Annotated in this window: 19 protein-coding genes; 8 read left to right on the top strand and 11 right to left on the bottom strand. The window is 45.6% G+C overall.

What is annotated here, in order from left to right; translation table 11 throughout:
- Positions 1 to 189: 189 nt before the first annotated feature.
- A complete protein-coding gene (locus tag BP97_RS0112750) occupies positions 190 to 1,203 on the bottom strand; it encodes a LacI family DNA-binding transcriptional regulator (protein ID WP_028549447.1) in 1,014 nt (337 codons plus the stop codon).
- Between the two features lie 482 nt (positions 1,204 to 1,685).
- Here BP97_RS0112750 and BP97_RS0112745 point away from each other — a divergent pair, with 482 nt between their 5' ends.
- The 5 genes from BP97_RS0112745 to BP97_RS0112725 all read left to right on the top strand — a co-directional run bounded on the left by BP97_RS0112745 (position 1,686) and on the right by BP97_RS0112725 (position 7,280).
- On the top strand, positions 1,686 to 3,002 hold the full coding sequence (locus tag BP97_RS0112745; RefSeq protein WP_028549446.1) for an ABC transporter substrate-binding protein: 1,317 nt from the start codon (positions 1,686 to 1,688) through the stop codon (positions 3,000 to 3,002).
- A gap of 255 nt (positions 3,003 to 3,257) precedes the next feature.
- Complete coding sequence (locus BP97_RS0112740) at positions 3,258 to 4,145, top strand: NAD(P)-dependent oxidoreductase (RefSeq protein WP_028549445.1); 888 nt, start codon at positions 3,258 to 3,260, stop codon at positions 4,143 to 4,145.
- A gap of 271 nt (positions 4,146 to 4,416) precedes the next feature.
- A complete protein-coding gene (locus tag BP97_RS0112735) occupies positions 4,417 to 5,472 on the top strand; it encodes an aliphatic sulfonate ABC transporter substrate-binding protein (protein WP_081824110.1) in 1,056 nt (351 codons plus the stop codon).
- Between the two features lie 137 nt (positions 5,473 to 5,609).
- Positions 5,610 to 6,383 carry an ABC transporter ATP-binding protein gene (locus tag BP97_RS0112730; RefSeq protein WP_028549443.1) on the top strand — a complete coding sequence of 258 codons (774 nt, stop codon included), beginning with the start codon at positions 5,610 to 5,612 and terminating at the stop codon, positions 6,381 to 6,383.
- Positions 6,384 to 6,410: 27 nt separating this feature from the next.
- Positions 6,411 to 7,280 carry an ABC transporter permease gene (locus tag BP97_RS0112725; protein ID WP_036745790.1) on the top strand — a complete coding sequence of 290 codons (870 nt, stop codon included), beginning with the start codon at positions 6,411 to 6,413 and terminating at the stop codon, positions 7,278 to 7,280.
- Positions 7,281 to 7,392: 112 nt separating this feature from the next.
- Here BP97_RS0112725 and BP97_RS0112720 read toward each other — a convergent pair whose 3' ends face one another.
- From BP97_RS0112720 to ssuE, 7 genes are all read right to left on the bottom strand, one after another.
- Positions 7,393 to 7,953 (bottom strand): SMI1/KNR4 family protein, encoded by a 561-nt coding sequence (locus BP97_RS0112720; RefSeq protein WP_028549441.1) that lies wholly within the window; start codon positions 7,951 to 7,953, stop codon positions 7,393 to 7,395.
- A 31-nt stretch (positions 7,954 to 7,984) separates the two neighbouring features.
- Positions 7,985 to 8,197 carry a hypothetical protein gene (locus tag BP97_RS39660; RefSeq protein WP_331281309.1) on the bottom strand — a complete coding sequence of 71 codons (213 nt, stop codon included), beginning with the start codon at positions 8,195 to 8,197 and terminating at the stop codon, positions 7,985 to 7,987.
- A gap of 234 nt (positions 8,198 to 8,431) precedes the next feature.
- Positions 8,432 to 9,481 carry an aliphatic sulfonate ABC transporter substrate-binding protein gene (locus BP97_RS0112710; protein WP_036745789.1) on the bottom strand — a complete coding sequence of 350 codons (1,050 nt, stop codon included), beginning with the start codon at positions 9,479 to 9,481 and terminating at the stop codon, positions 8,432 to 8,434.
- Between the two features lie 41 nt (positions 9,482 to 9,522).
- On the bottom strand, positions 9,523 to 10,887 hold the full coding sequence (locus tag BP97_RS0112705; RefSeq protein ID WP_028549438.1) for an LLM class flavin-dependent oxidoreductase: 1,365 nt from the start codon (positions 10,885 to 10,887) through the stop codon (positions 9,523 to 9,525).
- Between the two features lie 64 nt (positions 10,888 to 10,951).
- Entirely contained in the window at positions 10,952 to 12,304 is a 1,353-nt protein-coding gene (locus tag BP97_RS0112700; RefSeq protein WP_028549437.1) for an LLM class flavin-dependent oxidoreductase, read from the bottom strand.
- 44 nt (positions 12,305 to 12,348) lie between these two features.
- Positions 12,349 to 13,692, bottom strand: coding sequence for an LLM class flavin-dependent oxidoreductase (locus tag BP97_RS0112695; protein ID WP_028549436.1), 1,344 nt, complete (start codon positions 13,690 to 13,692; stop codon positions 12,349 to 12,351).
- Between the two features lie 221 nt (positions 13,693 to 13,913).
- Positions 13,914 to 14,477: an NADPH-dependent FMN reductase gene (gene ssuE, locus BP97_RS0112690; RefSeq protein ID WP_028549435.1), complete on the bottom strand. Its 564-nt coding sequence runs from the start codon at positions 14,475 to 14,477 to the stop codon at positions 13,914 to 13,916.
- A 351-nt stretch (positions 14,478 to 14,828) separates the two neighbouring features.
- Here ssuE and BP97_RS0112685 point away from each other — a divergent pair, with 351 nt between their 5' ends.
- Positions 14,829 to 16,070 carry an MFS transporter gene (locus BP97_RS0112685; protein WP_028549434.1) on the top strand — a complete coding sequence of 414 codons (1,242 nt, stop codon included), beginning with the start codon at positions 14,829 to 14,831 and terminating at the stop codon, positions 16,068 to 16,070.
- A gap of 105 nt (positions 16,071 to 16,175) precedes the next feature.
- Here the strand turns inward: BP97_RS0112685 and BP97_RS38820 are convergent, their stop codons facing one another.
- On the bottom strand, positions 16,176 to 19,502 hold the full coding sequence (locus tag BP97_RS38820) for an S-layer homology domain-containing protein (protein WP_051620543.1): 3,327 nt from the start codon (positions 19,500 to 19,502) through the stop codon (positions 16,176 to 16,178).
- A 715-nt stretch (positions 19,503 to 20,217) separates the two neighbouring features.
- Between BP97_RS38820 and BP97_RS0112675 the strand changes: the two genes are divergently transcribed.
- A complete protein-coding gene (locus tag BP97_RS0112675; RefSeq protein WP_036745788.1) occupies positions 20,218 to 21,054 on the top strand; it encodes an AraC family transcriptional regulator in 837 nt (278 codons plus the stop codon).
- 138 nt (positions 21,055 to 21,192) lie between these two features.
- On the opposite strand, the gene BP97_RS0112670 is transcribed toward BP97_RS0112675, so the two are convergent.
- Positions 21,193 to 22,359, bottom strand: a complete 1,167-nt coding sequence (locus BP97_RS0112670) for an MFS transporter (protein WP_028549432.1) — start codon at positions 22,357 to 22,359, stop codon at positions 21,193 to 21,195.
- A 208-nt stretch (positions 22,360 to 22,567) separates the two neighbouring features.
- Here BP97_RS0112670 and BP97_RS0112665 point away from each other — a divergent pair, with 208 nt between their 5' ends.
- A complete protein-coding gene (locus BP97_RS0112665; protein ID WP_028549431.1) occupies positions 22,568 to 22,900 on the top strand; it encodes a winged helix-turn-helix transcriptional regulator in 333 nt (110 codons plus the stop codon).
- Positions 22,901 to 23,048: 148 nt separating this feature from the next.
- Here the strand turns inward: BP97_RS0112665 and BP97_RS0112660 are convergent, their stop codons facing one another.
- Positions 23,049 to 23,741 (bottom strand): metal-dependent hydrolase, encoded by a 693-nt coding sequence (locus BP97_RS0112660; RefSeq protein ID WP_028549430.1) that lies wholly within the window; start codon positions 23,739 to 23,741, stop codon positions 23,049 to 23,051.
- Between the last annotated feature and the right edge of the window lie 254 nt (positions 23,742 to 23,995).

Raw genomic sequence — 23,995 nt, 5'->3', positions numbered from 1 at the left:
TCCAATGTGATTTACTTCAGGATGGAGAATAACAGCATATCTGTATCAGCGAGCTGCATAACCTGGCCATTGAGTCTGGTTTCCAATGTCAAAGTTTGACCATCAGCAATTTCTCCGCGAGTGACCATCCAGAAATATTGCTAGTATACTGCAGTAGGGTATGCCCCTCCAGCCTGTTTTTTTGCTCCGCTAGGGCAAAGCAGGGTTGCGGGAGGAATCACGCACGATGAGCTGAGACTCAAGTATGATCACTCGATTCTCCGTCATTTCACCGCTCTCCAGCTGATCGATCAGTCTATCGACGATAGCTCCGCCCATTTTGTTCTTAGGCTGATTCACCGTACTTAACTGAGGTGTGATATATCGGCTAACACGATTGTTGTCTACGCCGATGACAGCGAGCTGCTCAGGAATCTTGATCCCAAGCTCCCCGCAAGCTTGATAGATACCAAGAGCCATTTCATCGTTAGCGGCATAGATGGCAGTGAATTTGACCTGCTTCTCTACCAGGCGCTTTAACGCTTCATAGCCGCCTTGCTTGTTAAAGTTTCCGTTCTCGATCCATTCGGGACGAAAAGGAATATGATGCTCGCGAAGGCCCTTCAGATAGCCTTCCAATCTTTCGTAGCTGTCAATAGCATCTGCATAGCCGCTTAAGAAGGCTATTTCCCGATGCCCCTGTTCTACCAAATGATTGACCACTTCTTTGGAAAACTTGACGTTATCCGTATAAACGCACGGAATTTTATCGTGTTCAATGTACCGCCCTACGATTCCTATGGAATAGTCCAAATCGGCCCAATGGCATATTTCATCATCGGACATCATGGGAGTCACAAGGATCATGCAGTCTACGGTTTTATTCATGAGCAGATTGATGAATTCCAGCTCTTTTTCTTTGTTGTTGGATGTATCGCAAATGATAACTTTATATTTTAGGGCATAAGCCTGGTTTTCAATGCCTTTGATCACTTCGGCATAGTAGGAGTTGTTGATTTCGGGAACGATAACGCCGATTGCCATTGTTTTCTGGGAACGAAGATTTTTGGCGGCGGCATTCGGTTGATAGCCCAATTCATGGATAACTTGCATGACCCTGTCTTTTGTCTTGGATGTAACATTGCTGTTGTTGTTCAACACCCGGGACACTGTTGCGGGAGAAACGCCTGCTTTGGCAGCTACATCGACAATTTTTATGTCCATTCTCATCAACCTTATACGGATTTAAGTTCTGAAAAGACTATAACCTATTAAGAAATCGATTGCAATACTCACCTTTTCATAGATAGCGAGAGGGATCGATAGATTTGTAAAGCTTAAATACGGAATTTAGTTGTCCTGTAGGCAATTGTAGTGTATGAAAATAAAAGCCTGAAATTGTAAAATCGATTTCATTTTCAGTCAATTCTTGTTTTTTCATTGAGAAATGGCGAGGATTAAGGGATAACCCTATACACAAGGGTATTTATAGATTTAAATATTTTTTATTTGACAATTATTCCAACTGCTGAGTATAATACCTTCATGAAATCGATTTCACTGATTTACAAGTTATGAACTATTCTTCAAAGGCAATGCATCTAAAGTAAACAAAAAGATGAGGCATTGTACCATTGTCGGTCGGTTGTTGAAACATATCAATTATGAAAGCGGTTTAATACGAATCGCATAGGGAGGTCAATTCAATGAAAAAGCATACTTTAGCGTTGGCGGGAACGCTGCTGCTTGGATCGATTTTATCAGGGTGCTCCAGCTCGAAGACGGAGCCGGCTGCAGCGGATGGTGCGGCAGCGGCAGCCAATATGAAGCCAGTGGAATTATACTTCTATCATAATGGGAATATTACGGAAGAACAGTTTCAAACTCAGTATGGAAATTACATAAAACAAAAGCTGCCGAACGTGACGACTAAATTTGTACCCAAAGATAAAAGCGTCAGCTTGGCGGAAATGATTACAAGCGGAACGACTAAAATCGATATTTTCATCGATTCCATAGGCCAAATCGGCTTGAAGGGATCGCTTCTGGATATTGGATTGAACCAAGATTTAACTGAGCTGGTGAAGAAGCATAATGTTGATTTGAGCCGATTCGAGCCATCAACAATCGATGCCATCAAGGTCATGGGGGGCTTATATGGTCTTCCGATCAGTAATAGCGCCTTGGTATTGATGTATAATAAAGAAATTTTCGATAAATTCGGAGTTGAATATCCTAAGGACGGAATGACTTGGGATCAGTTGGCGACACTGTCGCAAAAGCTGACCCGAAGCGATAATGGTGTGAATTATGTAGGGTATACGACGTCGATCAATCACTTTTTAAGATTGAATCCTCTATCGCTTGCTAATGTCGATGCTTCAACTAAGAAAGCTACGCTCGAAACGGATGCTTGGAAAAAGCTGATTCAAGAAACGCTGATCAAGCCGATGCAATCCGAGGGTTACGGCCAAGTGCTTGAGGATCTTAAAAAACAATGGTACAAGGTTCCATACATCGATGAATTCTCGAAGAACCGCAATGTTGCCATGTTCAGCTTTATGTACGGTGATTACAACTGGACCCAAGACATGAACTGGGATGTAACGGCGCTGCCTACGTTCAAGGACAATCCAAAAGTCGGCAGTCAGTCTTATCCGACTTATATGTTCATTACCTCTACAAGCGAGCATAAAGATGAAGCCATGGAAGTTGCGAAGCTGTTTATCACCGATGAGTATCAAACGCAATTTTCCAAATCAGGCGGTATTACGATTTTGAAAAACGATGCCATTAAGCAAGTATTCGGTCAGGACACGGCGTTGAAAGATAAAAATATTAAAAATGCGGTATTCAGCAACACGTTTGCGACGGCGTCGCCGAAAACCAGATACGATACGTATGTGGAGGATGCCATTCGGAGCCAAATCACCGACCTGTTGTTAGGCAAAACCGACCTGAATACAGCTCTTAGAACCGGACAGGAGCAAGTGAACAAGAAGATTGAATCTGAAACCAAATAACGAGATCGATTCAAGCATAAGGGGCAGGTTATTTACTGCCTCTTTGCTGTTTTTGTCGGGATGCATTCCTGCGTTTCTAAGTTGACAATGCTTCTTGGCAATGTTAGTTTGTAGACAGGATTATAGAAGCAGCTAAGCTGTTTATTGTCGACCGTACCGATGGAGACATTTTCTTTCTGAATGAGGGAGAGGAATGTCTTTTCTCCTATTTCCAAGAAGGAAAAGCTAATAATTTATCGAAAAGGGGACTTCAACTTGGAACGAACTGCGCAAAATACGGTGATTGGTTTTATAGGAACGGGTGTCATGGGCAAAAGCATGGCCGGACATTTAATGAGTAAAGGCTACAAGCTCCATGTATACAGCCGAACGAAGGAAAAAGCCCATGAGCTGGTTGCTCAAGGCGCTGAATGGCACAATACCCCGTCCTCATTAGCTCCATTATGCAATGTAATCATCACGATGGTCGGCTATCCTCATGATGTTGAAGAAGTGTGTCTGGGGGAACAAGGCGTCATTCCTCATGCTAACCCTGGCACTATTATTATAGATATGACGACTTCTAGTCCAACGCTCGCAAAGGGCATAGAAGAAGAAGCGCAGAAGCGTGGAATATTCTCGTTAGACGCTCCCGTTTCAGGCGGGGACATCGGTGCGAGAGAAGCTCGCTTATCGATTATGGTAGGCGGCAGTAAGGAGGCTTTTGATCAGGTAGCTCCGGTTCTAGAAGCCATGGGAACTCAAATTGTTCATCAAGGACCTGCAGGAGCGGGACAATTTACGAAAATGTGCAATCAAATCGCTATTGCATGCAATATGATGGGCGTTTGCGAGGCGTTGAGCTATGCTCAAAAGGCTGGCCTCGATCCGTCTACCGTGTTGAAAAGTATCCAGACTGGGGCGGCAGGAAGCTTCTCCTTAAGCCATTTGGCTCCGCGAATGCTCAACGGGGATTTCGCACCAGGCTTCTATGTGAAGCATTTTATTAAGGATATGCAAATTGCTCTGGACTCCGCGAAGGAGATGAATCTCGAGCTTCCTGGATTGTCGCTTGCGCGTTCTCTGTATGAGCAGCTCGCTCAAATGGGTGAAGAGGACAGTGGTACGCAGGCATTGTTTAAGGTGTATCAACAGCAGTTGTAATATCTAGTGCTAATATAAAAGAGGGAATCCAAACCGGATTCCCTCTTTTATATTCTCATTCCTCCAGGGATGAAAGTAGAAAGTAACACAACAAAATTTAATTTCCTAGTTGACACATTGGAATTAAAGGTATTATGATAAAGGCAGTTCAAGGATACTTCTAATTGCCTTTTAGCCGATCGGAAAACCGAAGGCCTTATTGTTTTATTGAAAGCTACAGTAAGGTTTTTTTGTATTTTCACACAAGATGGGATCGGAAAGAGGAGTCAATATGAGAAGAATAAAATGGTTGTCACTTTTAATAGTAGTTACGTGGGGATTACTGCTGCTTGCAGGATGTGGCAGTACGCCTAAAACAGAAGTTAATGGCAAGTCCAGCAATAGTGCGGCATCATCCGTCACAAGCTCCAAAGAGCCTTTGGTCGTCAATATCGGTATTCAACAAAGCATTTGGCCGATTTTGCTCGCCAAGCAGAAGGGCTGGTTCGAAGAGGAATTTTCTAAGGTTGGAGCCAAGGTAAATTGGATAGAATTTCAAAGCGGCCCATCTTACTTCGAAGCGATTGCCTCGAATCGGCTTGATTTTGGGAGGGTAGGAGACCTTCCAGTTATTTCGGGCCAAGCAGCGGACGTCGCTTTTACAGAAATTGCAGCAGCCAGCTTTGGATCCAAAGGCAATGCTATTTTGGTTAAAAAAGATAGCCCGATCAAAACAATTCAAGATTTGAAAGGGAAAAAGATCGCGTTTGCCAAAGCCAGCTCGGCTCAAACGGTCGTCTATAAGGCACTGGAAAAGGCTAATCTGAAGCCGACCGACGTTCAGATCATTTCGCTTCAACCGGACGAAGCTCAGCCGGCATTTGAGACAGGTTCTGTGGATGCATGGGCCATATGGGAGCCGTTCATGTCTACTCAAAAGGTGCTGAATGGAGCACGGGTCTTGGTGGATGGAACAGCCTTTGACGCTAAGGGCGCAGGGTTTCAAATTGTCCGCAACAAGTTTGCGGAAGAGCATCCCGATCTTGTGACGCTGTATCTGAAAGTGGAAGAAAAGACGCAGCAGTGGCAGAAGCAGCACCTAGAAGAGGCGATTGACGTCTACGCCCAACTGAAAAAGGTAGACCGCGAAATTATTCGTCAAGTCATTGAAAACACGGAACCGACCAACATGCCTATAACGGATGAAATCATCAAAATTCAGCAGGACACGGCCAACTCGATTTATGAGCAAGGAGCGATCAAGAAAAAGATCGATACATCCAAGGTCGTCAATAATCAATATATAAACAAGGCGTTAGAGCAGTATAAATCCGAACAGCAGAAATAGCTGTGAGACCATAGTAATTAGGTCAACCGGAACACCGGAGACTTCCTTAGGCTATATGCAGGGCCCTAACTAGGGCTTCAATAGCGATAAAGGGAGTCTCTTTTTGTTTAATGACAAGCCTGAAAGGGGATTATCTTATGTCTATTACCCTCGAAATTAATGGACTGCATAAACGTTTTGCAACTCCGCAAGGCTCCGTACAAGCACTGCGTGATATTGAGCTCCGTATCAAGCAGGGGGAATTCGTTACTGTCATTGGACCCAGTGGCTGCGGTAAAAGTACTTTGTTAAAAATTATTGCAGGACTCGATACGAGCTATGAGGGGACAGTGCTGCTGGAAAATCGGCCTGTGGACCGTCCAAGTATCGACAAAGGGTTCATTTTTCAGGAACATCGTCTGTTTCCTTGGTTGACTGTGGAGAAAAATATTGCTGCTGATTTGCGGTTAAGTGATCCTGAGGTTCGACGCCAAGTCGATGAGCTGATTGAGATCGTTCGTCTAAAAGGATTCGAGAAGGCGTATCCCCGTGAATTATCGGGAGGCATGTCCCAGAGAGTAGCTATCGCCAGAGCACTTTTACGTAAGCCTAAGGTGCTGCTGCTGGATGAACCGTTCGGCGCGCTAGATGCGTTTACGAGAAGCCACATGCAGGAGGTGCTGCTTGATATATGGCAGCAGAACAAGACGACGATGATTCTGGTCACGCACGATATTGATGAAGCGGTATTTTTGGCTAACCGGGTCGTCATTATGAATGCTCGCCCAGGCACGATTCGCAAAATTATTCCTGTGGATCTTCCTTTCCCAAGAAAAAAGACGACCTCTTCTTTTCAGGAAATGCGTCATAAAGTTCTCAACGAGTTTGAACGTGTGGATGAGCTTGAACTGATAGATAGCTCGGGGATATAAAGAAACATACTCAGAGAGGTGATTGGAATGATAAATCCAACAGGTACGATCACAGGTCCGGCCAAGGCGGAAGCTATCGGGGGGGCAACGCAGCAAGCAGAAGGTAAGGATACGGCAGTTCGTCGAAAGCGTAATGACAAGTGGGCGATTGTTGTCCGAGGCTTGATCTTACCTATTTCCGTGTTGATTATATGGCAAATTGCCGGCAGCTTAGAGCTCATTTCCAAAACGCTGCTGCCTACCCCTTTAGCTATTTTCCAAGCTTTTATCGAACTGGCCTCCTCCGGAGAGCTGATCAAGCATTTGAAAATTAGTGTGTACCGTGCGGCTGTAGGATTTTTGTTAGGCGGCGGCCTTGGGCTGCTGTTAGGCCTTGTGAGCGGCTTGTTCCGAAGGGCGGAGGAAACGCTGGACCCTACGGTACAAATGCTGCGCATGATCCCGCATTTGGCAATTACCCCGTTGTTTATTTTGTGGTTCGGCTTTGGAGAGCTGTCCAAAATATTGCTGATTGCCAAAGGGGCATTTTTTCCTTTATATGTGAATACGTTTCTAGGTATCCGCAGCGCCGATTCCAAGCTGTTTGATGTGGCCCGTATTCTGGAGTTTAATCGCTGGAATCAGATTACCCGTCTAGTCATCCCGGCAGCGATGCCGAACTTGCTGTTAGGCTTGCGATTATCTCTTGGCGTTGCTTGGTTAGGTCTGGTCGTAGCTGAGCTCATGGGTTCGAGTGAAGGGATTGGCTACTTAATTATGGATGCAAGACAGTTTTCTCAGACGCAGATTGTGTTTGTCGGCATCATTATTTTTGCCATCGTAGGCAAGGTGACGGATTCGTTAGTGAGGCTGCTGGAGAAGAAGCTGCTGAAGTGGCGCGACAGCTATAACGGATAATTATATTAATGAAGGAACGCGAAACTAGAGCAACTGAGGGAAGGGGAGCGGGCAGGAGTCCTAATGGATCATACTCACTGTTCTTCTCTCCCATATCTGTTGAATGACTCTACTATTCCCAGCGTTTATTCATTTCATCATCCATAGAGGTTCTCCCTGTACAAAGTTCAAGAAAAGAATTAGCCACCTGAACACATCCCTCGTAATCCAAGTACCCCGAATGTGCGACAAGAATCGGATACTCATTGTGCTTCATATCCTCTCTCATATCAAATAGATAGTGATTGCCGCAGCCGTCCATAGCAAAAGATACCGCAGCCTCCATGTATTCCGGTAGTTCATAAGCTAAATTGTATTCTCTGAACTGATTCGTGCTGAAAAACTGGAAATATCGTTCCCCGTTCTGAAACTCCCCACCGTTCGAATACTTCAAAAATTCAATATAACTGGCGGGTAATTGCTTTTGTGGTATTACCCATAGAGTTGGATCAAATGGTTGGTATTGACTGTGTAGTTCATGGCTAACAGGAAATGGGTTACTCTGCCTGCTGACGATCTCGTCAACCTCCGCTTCCGACAATTTCTCATTCCAGGTAGTAAGAAATTGTTGAATCTCTTCTGGAGTTACTTCTTGCCCTTTCACATACTCGGTTTCAAAAAGGTTGTTCCACATGGCTTCCCGGCCCTCCGAATTGTACTGGAATTTATCTAAACTCCAGATTATCAAATATTTTGGCAAAAATCTTCGCAATATTTCTCGCGTCATCTATTCCCCTGTGATGAGTGCCTTCCAAAGGCAGCTTAAGCATGTGCAGAGCTCTCTCCATACCAACGCCACGTTCTCGACCTATCATCTTCCCATGCTGATGCTTGATACTGATATGATTCTTCAACCAGATCGTATTCACCTTGTTCAAATTGTAATCCTTTGTCAATTGATTCTTATCATATTGACCCCAGGAACATAAGAAATAAGGTTCACTGCCAATCCAATCCCGGAACCTACTAACTGCTTCTGGAAAATAGGGGGCATTGGATTTTTCTGTATATTTATTGGTTCTAAAAAAATTCTCCCGTCCGGATAAAGAAAAAACGGCCCAACAAAATGTTCATTTCGTTGAACCGTCACTTTCCTGGAAAGCATAACGGATTTATTTTTTATCCTTCAGTTCCTTCAATGCTTGCTCTACGAATTTGCTTTCGAGTACTTGGCTTGTATCAAGTTTCTTGTTGATAGCGCCAACGGAGAAGAGAAAATCAGCTTGCTCTTGATGAGCTTTGGCGAATTCCGGTGTGATCGGAGAGAGGAGCGGTTCGGTGTTTTTCAATACGGTGCTGATGATTTCACGTTCTAGCTTCTGAGACTTGGATAGCTCCTCGGTCACTTCGTCGGTATGCTCTGTGTAATATCTACGAACTTCCTCATAGGTTTTGAGGAATAATACGGTTAGATCAGGATGATCCTTCGTGAATTTTGTACGGGCAATGAGAAAGCCGGGTGCGTTAATGTTCAGATCTTGACCAGTTACCAATATTTTAGCCCCGGTCTGAAAAACAGCTGTAGTAGCGTAAGGCTCCCAAATCGACCAGGCGTCAATGGCGCCGGAATCAAGAGCTGGTCTGGCTTCATCGGGTTGAAGCTGAATGACTTTGACGTCATCCCCTTTGAGTCCTATTTTGTCAATTGCCAGATAGAGGAAGTTGTACGCGCTGCTGCCCTTGGCTACCCCGATCTTTTTCCCTTTCAAGTCCTTCAGCTCTTTAATCGGACTGTTCTTGGGAATGACTATCATGTTGCCTTTCTTGCCGTCGCCGGTCACTGCAATAGCTTTGAAATCGATGCCTCCTACCTGTCCTGATACGACAGGCGTCCCTCCAACGGAACCGAAGTCTATTCGTCCTGCAGCCAATGCTTCAAAGTGCGGGGGTCCGCTCGCAAATTCATTCCATTTCACTTCAACCCCAACGGCTGCAAAAGCTTTCTCAAATGCTCCTTTATCTCTTGCATAGGGAAGAATGCCGGTTTTGCCTTGGACACCGATGTTGAGGACGATCTTCTCCTTGGACTTCTCCGCTCTTCCCGCTTGAGCAGCGGACGTTGTATCGGAAGCGGTAGTCTTACCGCAGCCCGTTAAAGCCATTGATAAGAAGATAATGCTTAATAGAGTGGAAATTAACGTTTTATTTAACCACGCTGCCATAGTGATAACCCCCTTTTATGGTTACTGAATCGATATGAACACTAATTGGCTTGCTGCTGCTTGTGGCGTTCTTGCTGGAATTTGTTGCCCGGGATTTCAAGCCCCAGGTGGTCACGTAATGTTGTACCGCTATACTCTGTTCGGTATAAGCCCCGCTTTTGCAATATAGGAATAACGTGATCGACGAATTCCTCCAATCCTCCGGGCAAATAAGGGGGCATAATGTTAAAGCCGTCGCAGCCCCCGTTCGTAAACCAGCTTTCCAGATGGTCGGCAATTTGCTCAGGTGTGCCGTGAATCGTTTTATGTCCGCGTGCGCCGGTAACTCTGGCCACCAGCTGCCGGATGGTCAGCTTGTCACGACGAGCCATATCGACGAGGAGCTGGTAACGGCTTTTGCCTCCGTTTATGCTCGTAGCATCCGGAAGATCGGGAACCGGCCTGTCGAGAGGATAGGAAGACAGATCTATTCTTAATGTTCGTGACACCATCGATAAGCCGACTTCGGGCAGTACCAGTTCCTGGAGATAAGCTTCTTTTTCACGTGCTTCTTGTTCTGTTGAACCGATCACCGGCAGCACTCCAGGTAAAACTTTCAAATGGTCCCGTTTACGTCCGTATTTGCCAAGACGTCCTTTCAGACTGCTGTAGAACGCTTGCGCTTCCTCGAGAGTTTGCCATGCCGTAAACACGACCTCTGCTGTCTTGGCAGCAAAATCCTGCCCGGTCTCGGAGGAGCCCGCTTGAACAAGTACAGGGCGGCCTTGAGGAGTTCGGGGGATGGAGAGAGGGCCTTGAACCGAGAAATATTTGCCCTGATGGCGAATGGCATTTACTTTATCGGGATCGGCAAATAGTCCGGTGGCTTTATCAATACGGAGCGCACCGTCTTCCCAGCTGTCCCACAGCGAGGTGACGACCTCTACGAATTCTTGTGCACGTTCATAACGAATGGCGTGATCCAGATGATGATCTTGGCCAAAATTTTGGCTTGTAATCTCCATGCTGGTTGTAACTGCATTCCAGGCCGCACGGCCACGGCTTAAGTGATCAAGGGAAGCAAATTTTCTGGCCACATGAAAGGGCTCGCTGTAAGTCGTTGATACGGTACCGGCTAATCCGATATGCGAGGTGACGGAAGCAAGGGTGGACAGCAGAGTTAGCGGTTCGGCTCGGACGGGGACGGTATATTGTATTGCGGTTTCAAGCTGTTCGGGTAGAGCGGGAATATCCTCGATAAAAATCATATCGAATTTTCCTCGTTCAGCTGTTTGCGCAAACTGTTTGTAAAATTCAAAAGTGAACAATCCTAGCGAATCTGTCAGGGGATATCTCCAGGCTGCGATATGATGGCCTACTCCGTATATGAAGGCTCCTAGATGGAGCTGGCGTTTTGTTTCTCCCATAGTCGTTTCACTCCTCGTTTAAGTGTATGCTACAAGTAGTTGATGAAGGAAAAGTCTTTCATGCTTAGTGAATAGATGAGGAAGCGGGGGGACGGCTGAATTTACTAGCAGGTCGTTTCAAACCGAGATGATCTCGAAGCGTTGCTCCACTGTATTCGGTACGGAACAGACCGCGATTTTGCAGCTCAGGAATGACCTGATCGACGAACTCTTCTAAGCCTCCCGGCAAATATGGCGGCATGATGTTGAATCCATCGCAAGCATTTGCATGGAACCAAGATTGCAATTGGTCGGCAATTTGTATGGGGGTACCATAGATGGTGCGGTGACCGCGTGCTCCGGTTACACGATATATTAGCTGCCGGATTGTAAGTCCGTCGCGTTTAGCCATATCAGATACGAGCTTGAAACGACTTTTTCCACCGTTAACAGCTTCGAGCTCAGGCAGCTCCGGCAAAGGACCGTCCAGCGGATAATTTCTCAGATCGACATTCAACGATCCTGATAGCATGGACAAGCCGACTGTCGGCAGCACCAGCTGCTGCAGTAATTGCTCTTTTTCCCTTGCTTCTGCTTCTGTGCTGCCAATGACCGGGAAAATACCAGGCATGATTTTTAGATCATCCTGAGACCTCCCATACTGTGCAAGCAGTGATTTTACATTACGGTAAAAAGTCTGAGCCTCTTCAATGGTTTGCCATGCGGTAAAAATAACCTCTGCGGTTTCCGCAGCGAGCTGCTGTCCCGTCTCGGATGAACCGGCCTGGATAATAACCGGCCTCCCCTGGGGTGACCTGGGAGCATTAAGCGGCCCTCGGACTCTGAAATGCTCCCCCTGATAATCGATTGGATGCACTTTACCCGGGTGAGCAAACTGGCCGGTTGCTCGATCGAATACGATCGCATCATCTTCCCAGCTGTCCCATAAGGAAGTGGCAACTTCAATAAACTCTCTCGCGCGTGCGTAGCGAATTGAATGCTCAGGATGCTGTTTTTTGCTGAAATTCGCTGCCTCCTCATTTCGGCTTGAGGTTACCACATTCCAGGCTGCCCGCCCCCCGCTTAAATGATCAAGTGTAGCAAATTCACGGGCTAGGTTGTAGGGCTCGTGATAGGTCGTCGATACGGTGGCGGCCAAGCCAATTCGTTGGGTGACCCCTGCCAAATAAGACAGCAGGGTGATCGGCTCTGGGCGGACGGAAACGGTGTGGGAGGGGGAACTGCCGAGCAATGCCAATGAATCTGCCAGGAACAGCATATCGAATTTACCTCGTTCCGCCGTTTGGGCGAAACGCTCGTAGAATGCGGGATCCAAGATCCCGTGAGCTTCCGTTTCCGGATAGCGCCATGCAGCGACATGATGCCCGACACCGAATAAAAAAGCGCCTAAATGCATTTGTCTAGCTTTACCACTCATAAGAAATCTCCCTTCCTTAACCCGGATCACAGGTTACTGCTTATTTATTGATACTGCGGTTGTGCAGCGAAAGAACTTTGCGGATAAGGCAGTCCATAATGTTCGCGCAGCGTACGGCCCGTGTACTCGGTACGGAACAATCCGCGACGTTGAAGCTCTGGTACGACATAATCGATGAAATCATCCAAGCCGCCATTCATTAATTGAGGCATAATGTTAAAGCCATCGGCAGCGCCTTCCTTAAACCAGACTTCAAGCTCATCAGCAACCTGCTTTGCGGTACCTGCAATAGTACGGTGACCACGCCCCCCAGCAAGACGTAAGAGCAGCTGACGCAGGGTCAAATTTTCATTATGCGCAAGCTCAATAATGAGCTGTGCCCGGCTCTGATGCCCACGGGATAAGTCATTTTCCGGTATATCAGGCATGGGTCCATCGAGCGGATAGGAGGTGAGATCAAAGCCTATTCGGTTTGATAGCTGAAGCAGACTATACTTCGGATTGGTCAGCTCGTGGAGCTTGGCTTCTTTCTCTTTGGCTTCAGCTTCGGTTTCCCCGATGATAGGGCAAATGCCGGGTAAAATGATGACATGCTCGGGGTTACGTCCGCTTTGGCGAATACGAGCTTTGACATCGGAATAAAAGGCTTGAGCGTCGGCAAGCGTTTGTTGAGCGGTAAATATCGCATCCGCTACAGTAGAAGCAAAGTGGCGTCCGTCTTCAGAGGAGCCGGCCTGCACCAGGACGGGGCGGCCTTGTGGTGAACGGGATACATTGAGTGGTCCGCGTACGGAAAAGTGCTCTCCCTTGTGATTCAGCTCATGTACTTTGCTGCTGTCGGCATAGGCGCCGGCAGCCTGATCAAGAATTAATGCATCTTCTTCCCAGCTGTCCCACAAGCGCGTCGCCACCTCGACAAATTCTTGAGCCCGCTCGTAACGCTCCGCATGTCCGGGGATTTGCTCATAATTGAAATTTCGTGCTTCTTCATCCGTACCGGAGGTTATAATGTTCCAGCCGGCTCGGCCTGAGCTAAGGTGATCGATCGTAGCGAATCGGCGTGCTACATTGAAAGGCTCGTTGAAGCTTGTAGATACGGTGGCAATGAGGCCAATCCGTTTGGTGACAACGGAGAGAGCCGTTAGGAGTGTAAGAGGCTCCAATCCTGTCAATGCCCCGTAAGCGACGGCTCTTTTGGAGGTGGAATAACGGTCGGCCATAAATAAAGAATCGAATTTGGCTTGTTCTGCCTTTTGCGCTATTCGCTGAAAGTGCTCAAATTGTAATAATTGATTCACATCCGTATCCGGATGCCTCCAGGCTCCTTCGTGATGTCCTGCCGGGACAAGGAATAAATTAAGATGCATCTCACGTTTTGTTGTACTCATAATGTAGGGTCCCCCTCGTCTAAAAAATAAAAGACTCCCTTAATTGTCGCGTATTCGTACAACGACAGTGGGAGCCTTTGGTTATCCAATCGGCGCTATAAACCGTATAGATGATGTTGATAGAAATCTTAGCATTATTAATCCGACAATTCAAGTAGGAAAAGTAAAATTATTTATAAAATTAAAAAAACCGCGTTCGCACGCGGTACAGGGAGAAGTAATTAGGATTGAGCTGCAATGGGGTTTAGCTGAAGACGATGGCGAAATTCTTGGACGAATTCCTCCGTAGCAGCTGTAAGGCGCTGCCCGAGCTCTTCATCCAGCTCGAACGTACCGTCTTCATTGCGTTGAACCTGGGTATCCAACGCATATACACCTGGCAATTGTATCCTTGCACCTAATGCAGCAAGCACTGGCTTTAATGCATAATCCAACGCGAGCAGGTGGGCGATCGTCCCTCCAATAGCGACTGGGAGAATAACCTTTCCCTCCAGCCCTTTTTGAGGAATCAGGTCTAGAAAGGTTTTGATTACACCTGTATAAGAAGCTTTGTAAATAGGGGTGGCTACTACGACAGCATGGGCTTCAGCTATCCGTTCATTGGCTTCAATAATGGCTGGGCTTTTGAAATTCGTGTAAATAAGGTCTTCCGGTGGAAGATTGCGGACATCGATCCAGCTTAATTCCAAACCTTCCGCAAGAAGCTGGGATTGGATGGTTTGAAGTACTCCGTTCAAACGGGAGCTAACGGAGGGGCTTCCAGAGATCACAACAATTTTGGCCATGGGACAACACTCCTTCAATAGTAGGTAAATAAAAAAGAGACTCCATTTACCAATAAGCGGGTAAGGGAGTCTCCAGTTAGCTGGTCGACAAACAATTTTATAAAACCAAGTAAATAAGTGTGAATAATATATATTGTGATCGTATCATTCCCGATGAAATCCGTCAAGTATCTACATCTATATGAGACTTAAGTAGATGGTGTCAGCAGTGAAAGCAAGATAGTACATGTTTTGCAGCATGGAAATCCATGGTTTCTTTCATTCTATGGGAGTAATCTAACAATAGTCCTTATGGCTAGTGCATTCCAGAGGGTTGTTGCACAAATTACTAGTAAAGAAGGTCTATCCAAGATGGAAGCATGGAAGCGCAATTTGTTCATATTATGGTTCGGTACTTTTTTCAGCTCCGTCGGGATTGGAATGATTATTCCTTTTTTGCCACTGTATGTTCAGGAGCTTGGCATTCATGATGTAAAGCAGGCGGCCCTATGGGCAGCGATGATTTTTGGAGTCAATCACTTGATGATTGCGATTGTATCACCCTTTTGGGGGAAATTCTCGGATAAGTACGGCCAGCGATTAACGATGATTCGATCGGGCTTTGGCTTGGCGATCATCATCGCTGCAATGGGTCTTGTACATACGCCGCTTCAGCTGCTGATACTTCGAGCGCTCTTTGGTACGATGGGGGGCTTCTCGACATGTGCGGTCGCTCTAATGGCGATTGAAACGCCAAAAGAACAAGTAGGCAAGGCTCTAGGCACGCTTCAAACGGGGCAGGTTTCAGGTCAATTGCTCGGTCCTTTGCTTGGCGGTGTAATGGCTGAATGGCTGGGCATGCGGAATTCGTTCTTTTTTACGGGCTTTTTCATTTTTATTGCAGCCATTTTCGTCTTGTTCGGTGTTAAAGAAACACGCAAATATGCCAAATTCCGGTTTCAGGATTTGAAATGGAAGGCATCAAGGGAGCAAAAACCGGAGAGAACGAGCCTTAAAGAGGTAATGAAGCACAAGCCAGCTATATTAACGTTATTTATTTCCACGTTTCTTATCGCTGCAAGCTTTCAGAGTATAAGTCCTATTATTACGCTCTATGTCAAAAGCATGCATATTGAAAACCACGTAGAAATTATGGCAGGTCTTATCTTCGCATCTAGCGCATTAGGGACGATGATTGCCGCTCCGATCTTGGGGCGGATGGGGGACAGGCACGGGCATTTAACCATTTTGCTATGCTCATTGCTGCTGATTTCGGTATTATATATCCCGCAAGCGCAAATTTCGAATCCATGGATTTTAATGGGAGCACGTTTCTTATCTGGGTTGTGTGTAGGCGGGTTAATTCCGTCGATTAGCTCATTGCTAAGGAGCTTAACTCCTTCGACCATTCAGGGGAGCGTCTTCTCCTATAATGCCAGTGCCAACTCGTTAGGCAACGTCATTGGGTCTTTATTTGGTGGTGTTGTTGCAAGTAATATGGGGATTCCGATTGTATTTTATATCATCTCGGCGGTTTTCTTCCTCCATTTTATAATGCTAACCTTCCAAGTGAAAAAGATTACGGAGTCACGAAAGACAGCGGAATCGGCTTGATAGGAAAAAGCGTCCTGTTTATACAAACAGGACGCTTTTTTTGTGTGTTATAGATCGGAGTTAATTTACATATATTGTAAATTAATTCTGGTGAAGGTAGTTGTATTAATGCGCTGGATCTGGATATACATCCACCGACTGCGATTTATTTCCGCTAAATACAGTGGCGGTAAAGGAAATGATTCGGCTTCCGCCTGGTCCCGGTTCGTACACATAGACGCCTGTACCGGCTTGCGTATCGATATCTATACGGATAACACCTGGATTTGCAGGATCCGACCACTTCGCATTACTGATAGTGAATTTAGTTCCGTAGAAATCGGCTGACCGGTATACCCCGTAGTTTTTATATTCGGTGTAGCCGTATTGGTCCTTAAGCTTCAAATCACCGAATGTTTTCTTGCGCTGAGTCGCCCCATTAACAGCGGAATCCCCGGAGTGAAGAGGAAGCTTGTTCAGCAAGGATAACCATACTTCTTTAGCTTTGCCGTTTTCTCCGGCAGTGAGTGAAGCTGTTGTTGCATATTCTTTTTTAACTTGAATTTTGGTTAAAGTAGCTATGCGAGTGCCCGAAACATTGGATGGCAAGAAGGTAACTGCAACATCCGCAGATCCTTCTTTAGTACCCAAGATACCATAGGCGTCAAAGTTAAAAGAATCTACTTTAATTTTTGCAACGGCTACGGCTGATCCACCACTCACGCTAATTTGTTGAATAAGGTTATTCGGTATTGCGACATTATCATTGAAAGAATTGGTCGCTGACAATTCAATTTTACCGGCGAAGTAGCTTTTTAATACATCAACATCGTTTTCCGGTGTTTTTACGATAGGCAGCGTGAACGGTGCCAGATTGGCTGACGGATTGCCAGCGAAATTATTGGTGTTAAGCTCATCTGTCGCTACAAGCCCATTAGCAAACGATTTAAGCGAGTATTTTAATTTTTCGGCTTCTTTAGCCTTAATTAGATCTACTGTACGGGTAACTGAAGACACTTCCGATCGGTTGGTACCTGTTTTATAGAGTCGTGCAGTCATTTGATAGGTGGCTTCGTTGTTGTCTCCAGTAATTGGTGTAAAGGTGAGATCGGTATCCCTGATAGATTTGATAGTTGTGCTGGCAGCGCTGTAGCCCTCCGCACGAGTATCGTCGCCTTTAAACGTAAGAACGCTAGTATATTTGGATGAAGCCTCATCAGCAGCTAATACCCATGTCGGTGTTCCTGTGAACGAACCCTTTGAGAAATAAACGGCGTTCGTAACGGTACCGTTAGTGCTTTTCAAGCTTAGATCCACTTCGTAACCGGAATAGTCTTTGTCAAAATCCTCACCATACTGATCTTTAAATTTAAGCTTCATTTTGTTCTCCACCAACATATTGTTGGTCGATATTCCAAAAGCAGTCATCGAAGGAAGCATTTTCGGTTTAGGCTCGGATGAAACGTAGACTTGCTCTGGATGCCTTTTTTCAGATACCGTCGTACTGAAGCTTGTTTTTTGATCCGAGTTGCCAACAACGGCTTCAATCTTTAAGGTGCCCGCTTTACGTGTGTCCTCATCGGCCACTTTAAGACCGCCGATTTTGACCTTTCCTTTGAACACACCTTCAGTAGCGATTCTTGAGTCTACATCGACTCTTGCTGAGCCGGTGCTGTAGATCCGGATATCATCGACGAATTGAAGAACATCATCGGTGCTTAATATATTCCCGGATTTATCTTTAACCTCAATAGGAAGGTAGGCATCGTCATCTCCCCAAGCTATCATATTGGAGCTTAGCTTACCAAAGCTAATATCGTATGGAACATTTAGAGGAGTAACGACAATTTTCGTTGTTGCCGTTTGTCCCGATGCATTAGCTGTTACTGCAAGCGTCATTTCCTGGTCGGCTGATGAGGATCTGGAATCTATCTGGGCCGTATTTATTTTTAAATCCGGCTTATTGTCATTATCTTCGTCATCGTAGAAACCGAAGCCCTTGTCTACTCGAACCTTATTATCCGTTATGGTTCCTGACTCTAAAGCATCTGCTCCAGTGACATAGGTAATCGTTTCCTCACGCAGTGTAGTAAGGTCGGTTACCAGGAAGCCGTACTGATCATAGGCTTTGTATTCGAGAACGGCTGAATCTCCAGCTTCAAGTTTCTTCTTCGTTCCTTTCAGTATCAGTTTACCTAATTCTATCTTGGCAACCGATTGTCTATCTCCAACCCGGTAATTTTTGCTGGCATGTACAGAATTTTCGGGTGCTGAAATCGTAAAGGAGATATTATCGTTACGGTCAAACGAATCATCGATACGAATGCTGAATGTTTGATCGTTAACGGACGACTGAACGGTCAAGTTCGGACTGGTTTTAATATCAAAGCGAGAAGCAGGGATGTCGGACTGTTCGTTGTATTGATTTATCGCTTTGAAGGAGATGGTTACTTTATTGCCTTGAGCAATGGTATCGGATGCAGATAGAAAATCAATTTTGGTTATGTTTTCTTTTTGGACGGTTACATCCGCTTTTCCTTTATCTACTGTAAGTCCGCCGTCCTTGACGGCCTCGATCTTGACGGTATAGGTACCTTCGCTCATTGCACTTTCTGTCACCAATGAGAACTGGTGTTTAGTATCGTTCCATTTCACAGTTGCCGGAACGGCAGTTGCCCCACGGGATACGGTTGCATTCAGCTTGGCGGTGTCTGCCAGAGCTCCGTTAAGTGTGACGGAAATCGTCTTGGCTCCTGTTACTTCCGCTTTCTCTATAGAAACCTTCGTTACCGTTTCGATCTTTGAGACTGTATTCAGCTTGCGCGCTTCATAGGCCGAGAGTACCAGCAGATCACGGGTTGCTGGAGAAGTGCCCTCGAATTTCCCGCCTGCTCCGTTGGACATCAGCTTATTCTCGATCGCCAGAGCGACATAGCCTTTTGCCCAATCCGATACAGTATCATCTTGAACACCTTTGGTTTCCTTCAGCTTGGCATCAAGCTTCAAGCCTTTGATTAAGAAGGCAGCCAGCTGCTCCTTGGTAACTTGTCCCCCTGGATTAAACAGTCCTTCGCCGTATCCATCTGTGATGCCTGCTTTGGAAATAGCGTCTATGTATGGCAGTGCATAACCGTTAGTCGGATCATCCGCTAAAACATCGGTGAAAGTAGAGGTCTTTAACGCCATGTCTGTTTTTAACTGAAAAATGAGTGATGCGACTTTGGCAAACTGCGCACGAGTCATTTTATCTTTGAGACCAAAAACTCCATCCTGTACTCCGTCAAATATGCCTGCTTTAAGCATCTCATCAAATTTGGCCTTTGAACCTGCATCAAGATCTTTTAAATCGCTGAAAGCTGAAGAATCCTTGGGAGCGTCAGTCGCTCCAACGATACCGGGTGCCATCGAGAAAGCCATCGATAAAGATAAGACGGTAGAAAGAATACGTTTCATTGCTGCCCCTCCATACATGTTTTTTTGTTGTATTGAACCCACTCAGTACCATTTAAAATCTCTCTCTTTTTGTAAATCTCTTTTGAAGCTATTTATAATAAAGTGCATGTGACGGAGAATGGACTAACAGCCACAGCATCTTATTTTTTTGAAAAAATAGAATAAATTTCCTTGATAAGCAAAGTGTTAGCGCTTACAATAAGAAAAAGTTAGCGAGAATAAGTTCATGATTGTAAGGAACTTAGAGCAGCTTGATGAAGTACATAGATGATGAGGTTGGGTTTTAGACACTGACGAGTTTGAGAAGAGGCCATCCTTGGCTTCTTGCTAATTAGGTAATTGGTTCCACGCTATGCAAGAGATCATGATGGTTAGGTTATGTCCAATAGGTCTTTCGGTGGGAAATGTATGAACAAAGTATTGTTTTTTGAATATACAAGAGAATCAGTCGAGTGTTTCTGAATAAAGCGTTTACAAGAATAACAAGTCTTTTCATAGTTAACCCCTCTAGTAGAGAATAGTCGTTTTTTTATAGAAGAACGCTATACTTACGCGGTTTTTCAGCTAATAAACAGCTTTCTTCTTATACTCTCTCGTTGTCTAAAGCTTGCTTCCTGATTGACATGTCTCATAATAACATCTAATATTTTATGGAATCAATCAGACTATTTTGTGATAATATAACAATATTAAACTGTTAGAGGGAGTGGTGGACTTGAATCCTAGCCGGAACATATGGAATACCCCGACAGAAGTAGACGTACATTTGCCTCTCTATATAGCATCTATTGGGGGATGGAGGAATCAGCCGGAAGTTAATCGAAGGAACGGTCTTCCTACCTTTCAGTGGATTCAATGCATCAATGGAAAAGGGATACTTAAGATGGCTGACAAGGAAATAACCGTGTCCAAGGGACAAGGTATGCTGTTGTTTCCTACGGTCCCGCATCACTATTATGCTGTAGAGACTCCATGGACAGTCCAATGGATTGAGTTCCAAGGCAGATTGGCAAAAGAAATATTGAGAACGCTTCATTTTCACGAGTCAACTGTACTTGATCTAGCCAATCCCGATCAAATCCTAAACCGGATTCAAGAGATGCTTGCCTTGTTCAGCACCAAACGGGTGCCATTAAGCCATGATTGCTCACAATCTGTTTACGCCCTGTTGCTGGACCTGCATCGCTGCTCCACGAACTTCACTGACAACGACTCCAATGATGAATATTTTGATATGATTCAACCGGCATTGGCTTATATCGATCAGTACTATGGCAAAACAATTACATTGCAGGACTTGGCAGATCAGATCGGTGTATCGACTCCCTATACGTGCGTGCTTTTTCAACAGACATTAGGAACTCGCCCGATAGAGTACCTTAACCGCATTCGCGTTCAGAAAGCAAAGGAGCTGCTGACACAAGAGGATCTGGAGGTTAAGAGCATTGCGGAGATGGTGGGGTTCGATCATCCAAGTTATTTTATAAAAATATTTAAGCGGAACGAAGGGTTAACTCCGGCCGCTTTTCGTAAGTTTTATCAAGTTAAATAAAGGGTATATAAATTAAATGTCGAATCGTGAAGAATAATGTCGTATGAAAACGACGAAGGATGAGTCGACGCTCACAGTAACTTGTCGATTAGCAGAAATGGGTGCAGCCTATTAGCAAGTTCTACTGCCGAACGGGGATCATGCCGCTTCCGAAACATTCCTCCTGCGCAAGCTGAAGGAAACGAAGGCTGCTGCCAATGCAGCAGCTAGAATGCAGCTTGCAATCCATGGGTGATAAAACACAGTGGCCGTTGTTTTAACCATTATCCCCCCTACACTTGCACCTACTGCAACTCCCAAGTGAAGAATCGAAGTGTTCAAACCAAGAACCAGATTGGACGATTGAGGAGCTTGTTGAATAAAATAGGTTTGAATGGCAGGAACCATCATCGACAACGCGAACATCCAAATGAGGATTAAGACGATTCCGACGGCTAGCGATGAATGAAATATAGGAAGCAGTGCCAGAGAGGCTGCAAGAATCGTTAGGCAGATGGAGATCATTCGAACGGTACCCCAATGATCGACTCCGATTCCCCCAATACGAGAACCGATCACGCCAGCAATTCCAAGAGCAAGCATCATAAAGCCGATGGAAGAGAATTGCATATGAAGAACATCTAATAAAAATGGGGTCAAATAAGTATTCATGAGTGAGCAGCTCGAAGTCATGAACAGGGAGAGAAGCAAACCGCTGACAATGACCGGATTGCCCAACACTTTGAACTGCTGCTGGAACAATACCGGAGTATCCCCTTCAATCTGTGGGAGCATGCGGACCATTCCAAGCAGAACTAGCAAGCAGACACCGCCCAGCAGGGCAAAGATGGCCTGCCAGCTCCACCATCCGACAATGGCTACGCCTACGGGTACTCCGAGCACCATGGCACTGCTTATTCCGAGCGCTATCATACCGATAGCGCTGCCTGTTTTTTCGGGGGGAACCAGCTTGGCAATTGAGCTAAAAGCAACGACAGTATAGATGCCAGCGCTTAAACCAAGAATGATACGGGAGCCCATTAAGAAGGTATAATCGAAGCTTATGAAAGAAAGCAGACAGCCTATAATAAAAAGACCGAGTGAACTTAGTAGCAGCGTTTTACGTCTTACACGGGAAGTCACTGCCACGAGGATAGGAGTGCCGACTGCAAATGACAGTGAAAAGACGGTAATCAATTGCCCTGCCAAGGCGATGGAGATGTTCAGATCGTTGGCAATGGCAGGCAATATTCCGACAACAATTAATTCAGCGGTTCCTGTTACAAAAGCACCTAAAGCAAGAAGATAAATATTTAGACGATTCATTCGTATCATTCCTTTCGGTGGATCTCTTTCTTGAACCGAGCTGATACAGATGCATGGCTAGCTCATGTCTGATCAGCAATTCGACTGTTATATGGATCCCTTGATTGACATTATAAGGAGGTCAGTATAATAATGAAAGAAGGCAAAGTATTTGGATATTGTCCTGATAAATGGACTAACTAATTATTAGTAAGTGAGGTGGCGCGGGATGGAACCTTTGCAAGATAACGAACCTGCTGGCTCCAACATATGCGAGGTGCTTCGAATTCTTGGTGCCAAGTGGGCTTTTCTGATCATTGCAGAGCTGCATAAAGGTCCAAGAAGGTTTAAACAGCTGCAAAGAGACGTAGCTATCGTCAAAACCCAGTCACTGACCGACACGCTGCGCCACTTGGAACAAACCGGGGTTGTTCGTCGTGAGGTTTTTCCAACCGTTCCGGTTACTGTGGAGTATTCTTTAACGGAAAAGGGGATTGACTTTCGGGCAGCCCTGAAGGAAATGGATAAATGGGTTGTGAAATGGGGTAACCAACAGCCGTAAGAAACCAGCCGCCTGCCCAATAATTTCGTCGAAGTTTACAGGCGCTCTGGAGGACGTACGGATCTTCATTCGAATCAAACGGATGGGGCGGCAAAAAGCCTGCAGATGGCTTCCTAAAGGAAGGCTGCTGCAGGCTTTTTTGTGCGTGCTATAGAGTAATGTGCTCCCCAGGACGCATAACGTTTCCTTGAATTCCGCGGCTTTTCAGCATATCCACGAAGCTGGCACCGTCTTGTTGAATCAGCTCGAAGGTGTTGTAGTGTACGGGAACGACCTGCTTGGCTTGCAGCCACTCTGCAGCGACGGCTGCGTCCTCCGGTCCCATGGTGAATAGATCCCCTATCGGCAGAAATGCCAAATCAATGGAATTGCGTTCTCCGATCAGCTTCATATCAAGGAACAGGTTCGTATCTCCGGCATGCAATATCGAATGCCCGTTCCAACGAATAATAAATCCGGCAGGCATACCGGCATATATAATTTCTTGCTTACTGTGGTCGATGATGCCGGAGCTATGGAAGGCTTGAACCATTTGCAGCTCTGCAAAACCGAGCGACAGGCGGCCTCCAATGTTCATATCTCTGACCTTGATACCCTGCCAGCTCATATAAGTAGCCAGTTCATGGATGGCAATCAATGTAGCGTCATTTGCCTTTGCGATTTCGACAGCGTTCTGAATATGATCTGCATGAGCATGAGTGAGCAATACATGCTGAACGCGAATCGATTTCGGCTTGACGATAGCCGAAGGGTTATCGGTAAGAAACGGATCGATAATAAGGGAATGCTCTCCGTCAGACAGCTGAACGCAGGAATGGCCATGGTATTCCACTTTTAACATAACGGCACCTCTTCGTTTTTATTTGGTTTTATAATTTTATTATAATAGACCTGGGAACGGCATTCAAACGAGCCATCAGATGACATCTCTGCATAGCATCAGCAAGTCGTTGACATAAAAGAGGAGACTGTCATACAATATTGGTAACGTTACCGGAAACGTTACCAACACAATCAAATCAATCTTTTTTAACTGAACAATGGAGTTAAGACAGTTATTTTTGTATTCGCTTACAATTCTAACGATTGGAAGGT

It is taken from the genome of Paenibacillus sp. UNC451MF (genome assembly GCF_000686845.1).
In the GTDB taxonomy this organism is placed as follows: Bacteria; Bacillota; Bacilli; order Paenibacillales; family NBRC-103111; genus Paenibacillus_S.
This window is presented reverse-complemented; position numbering and strand designations above follow the sequence as displayed.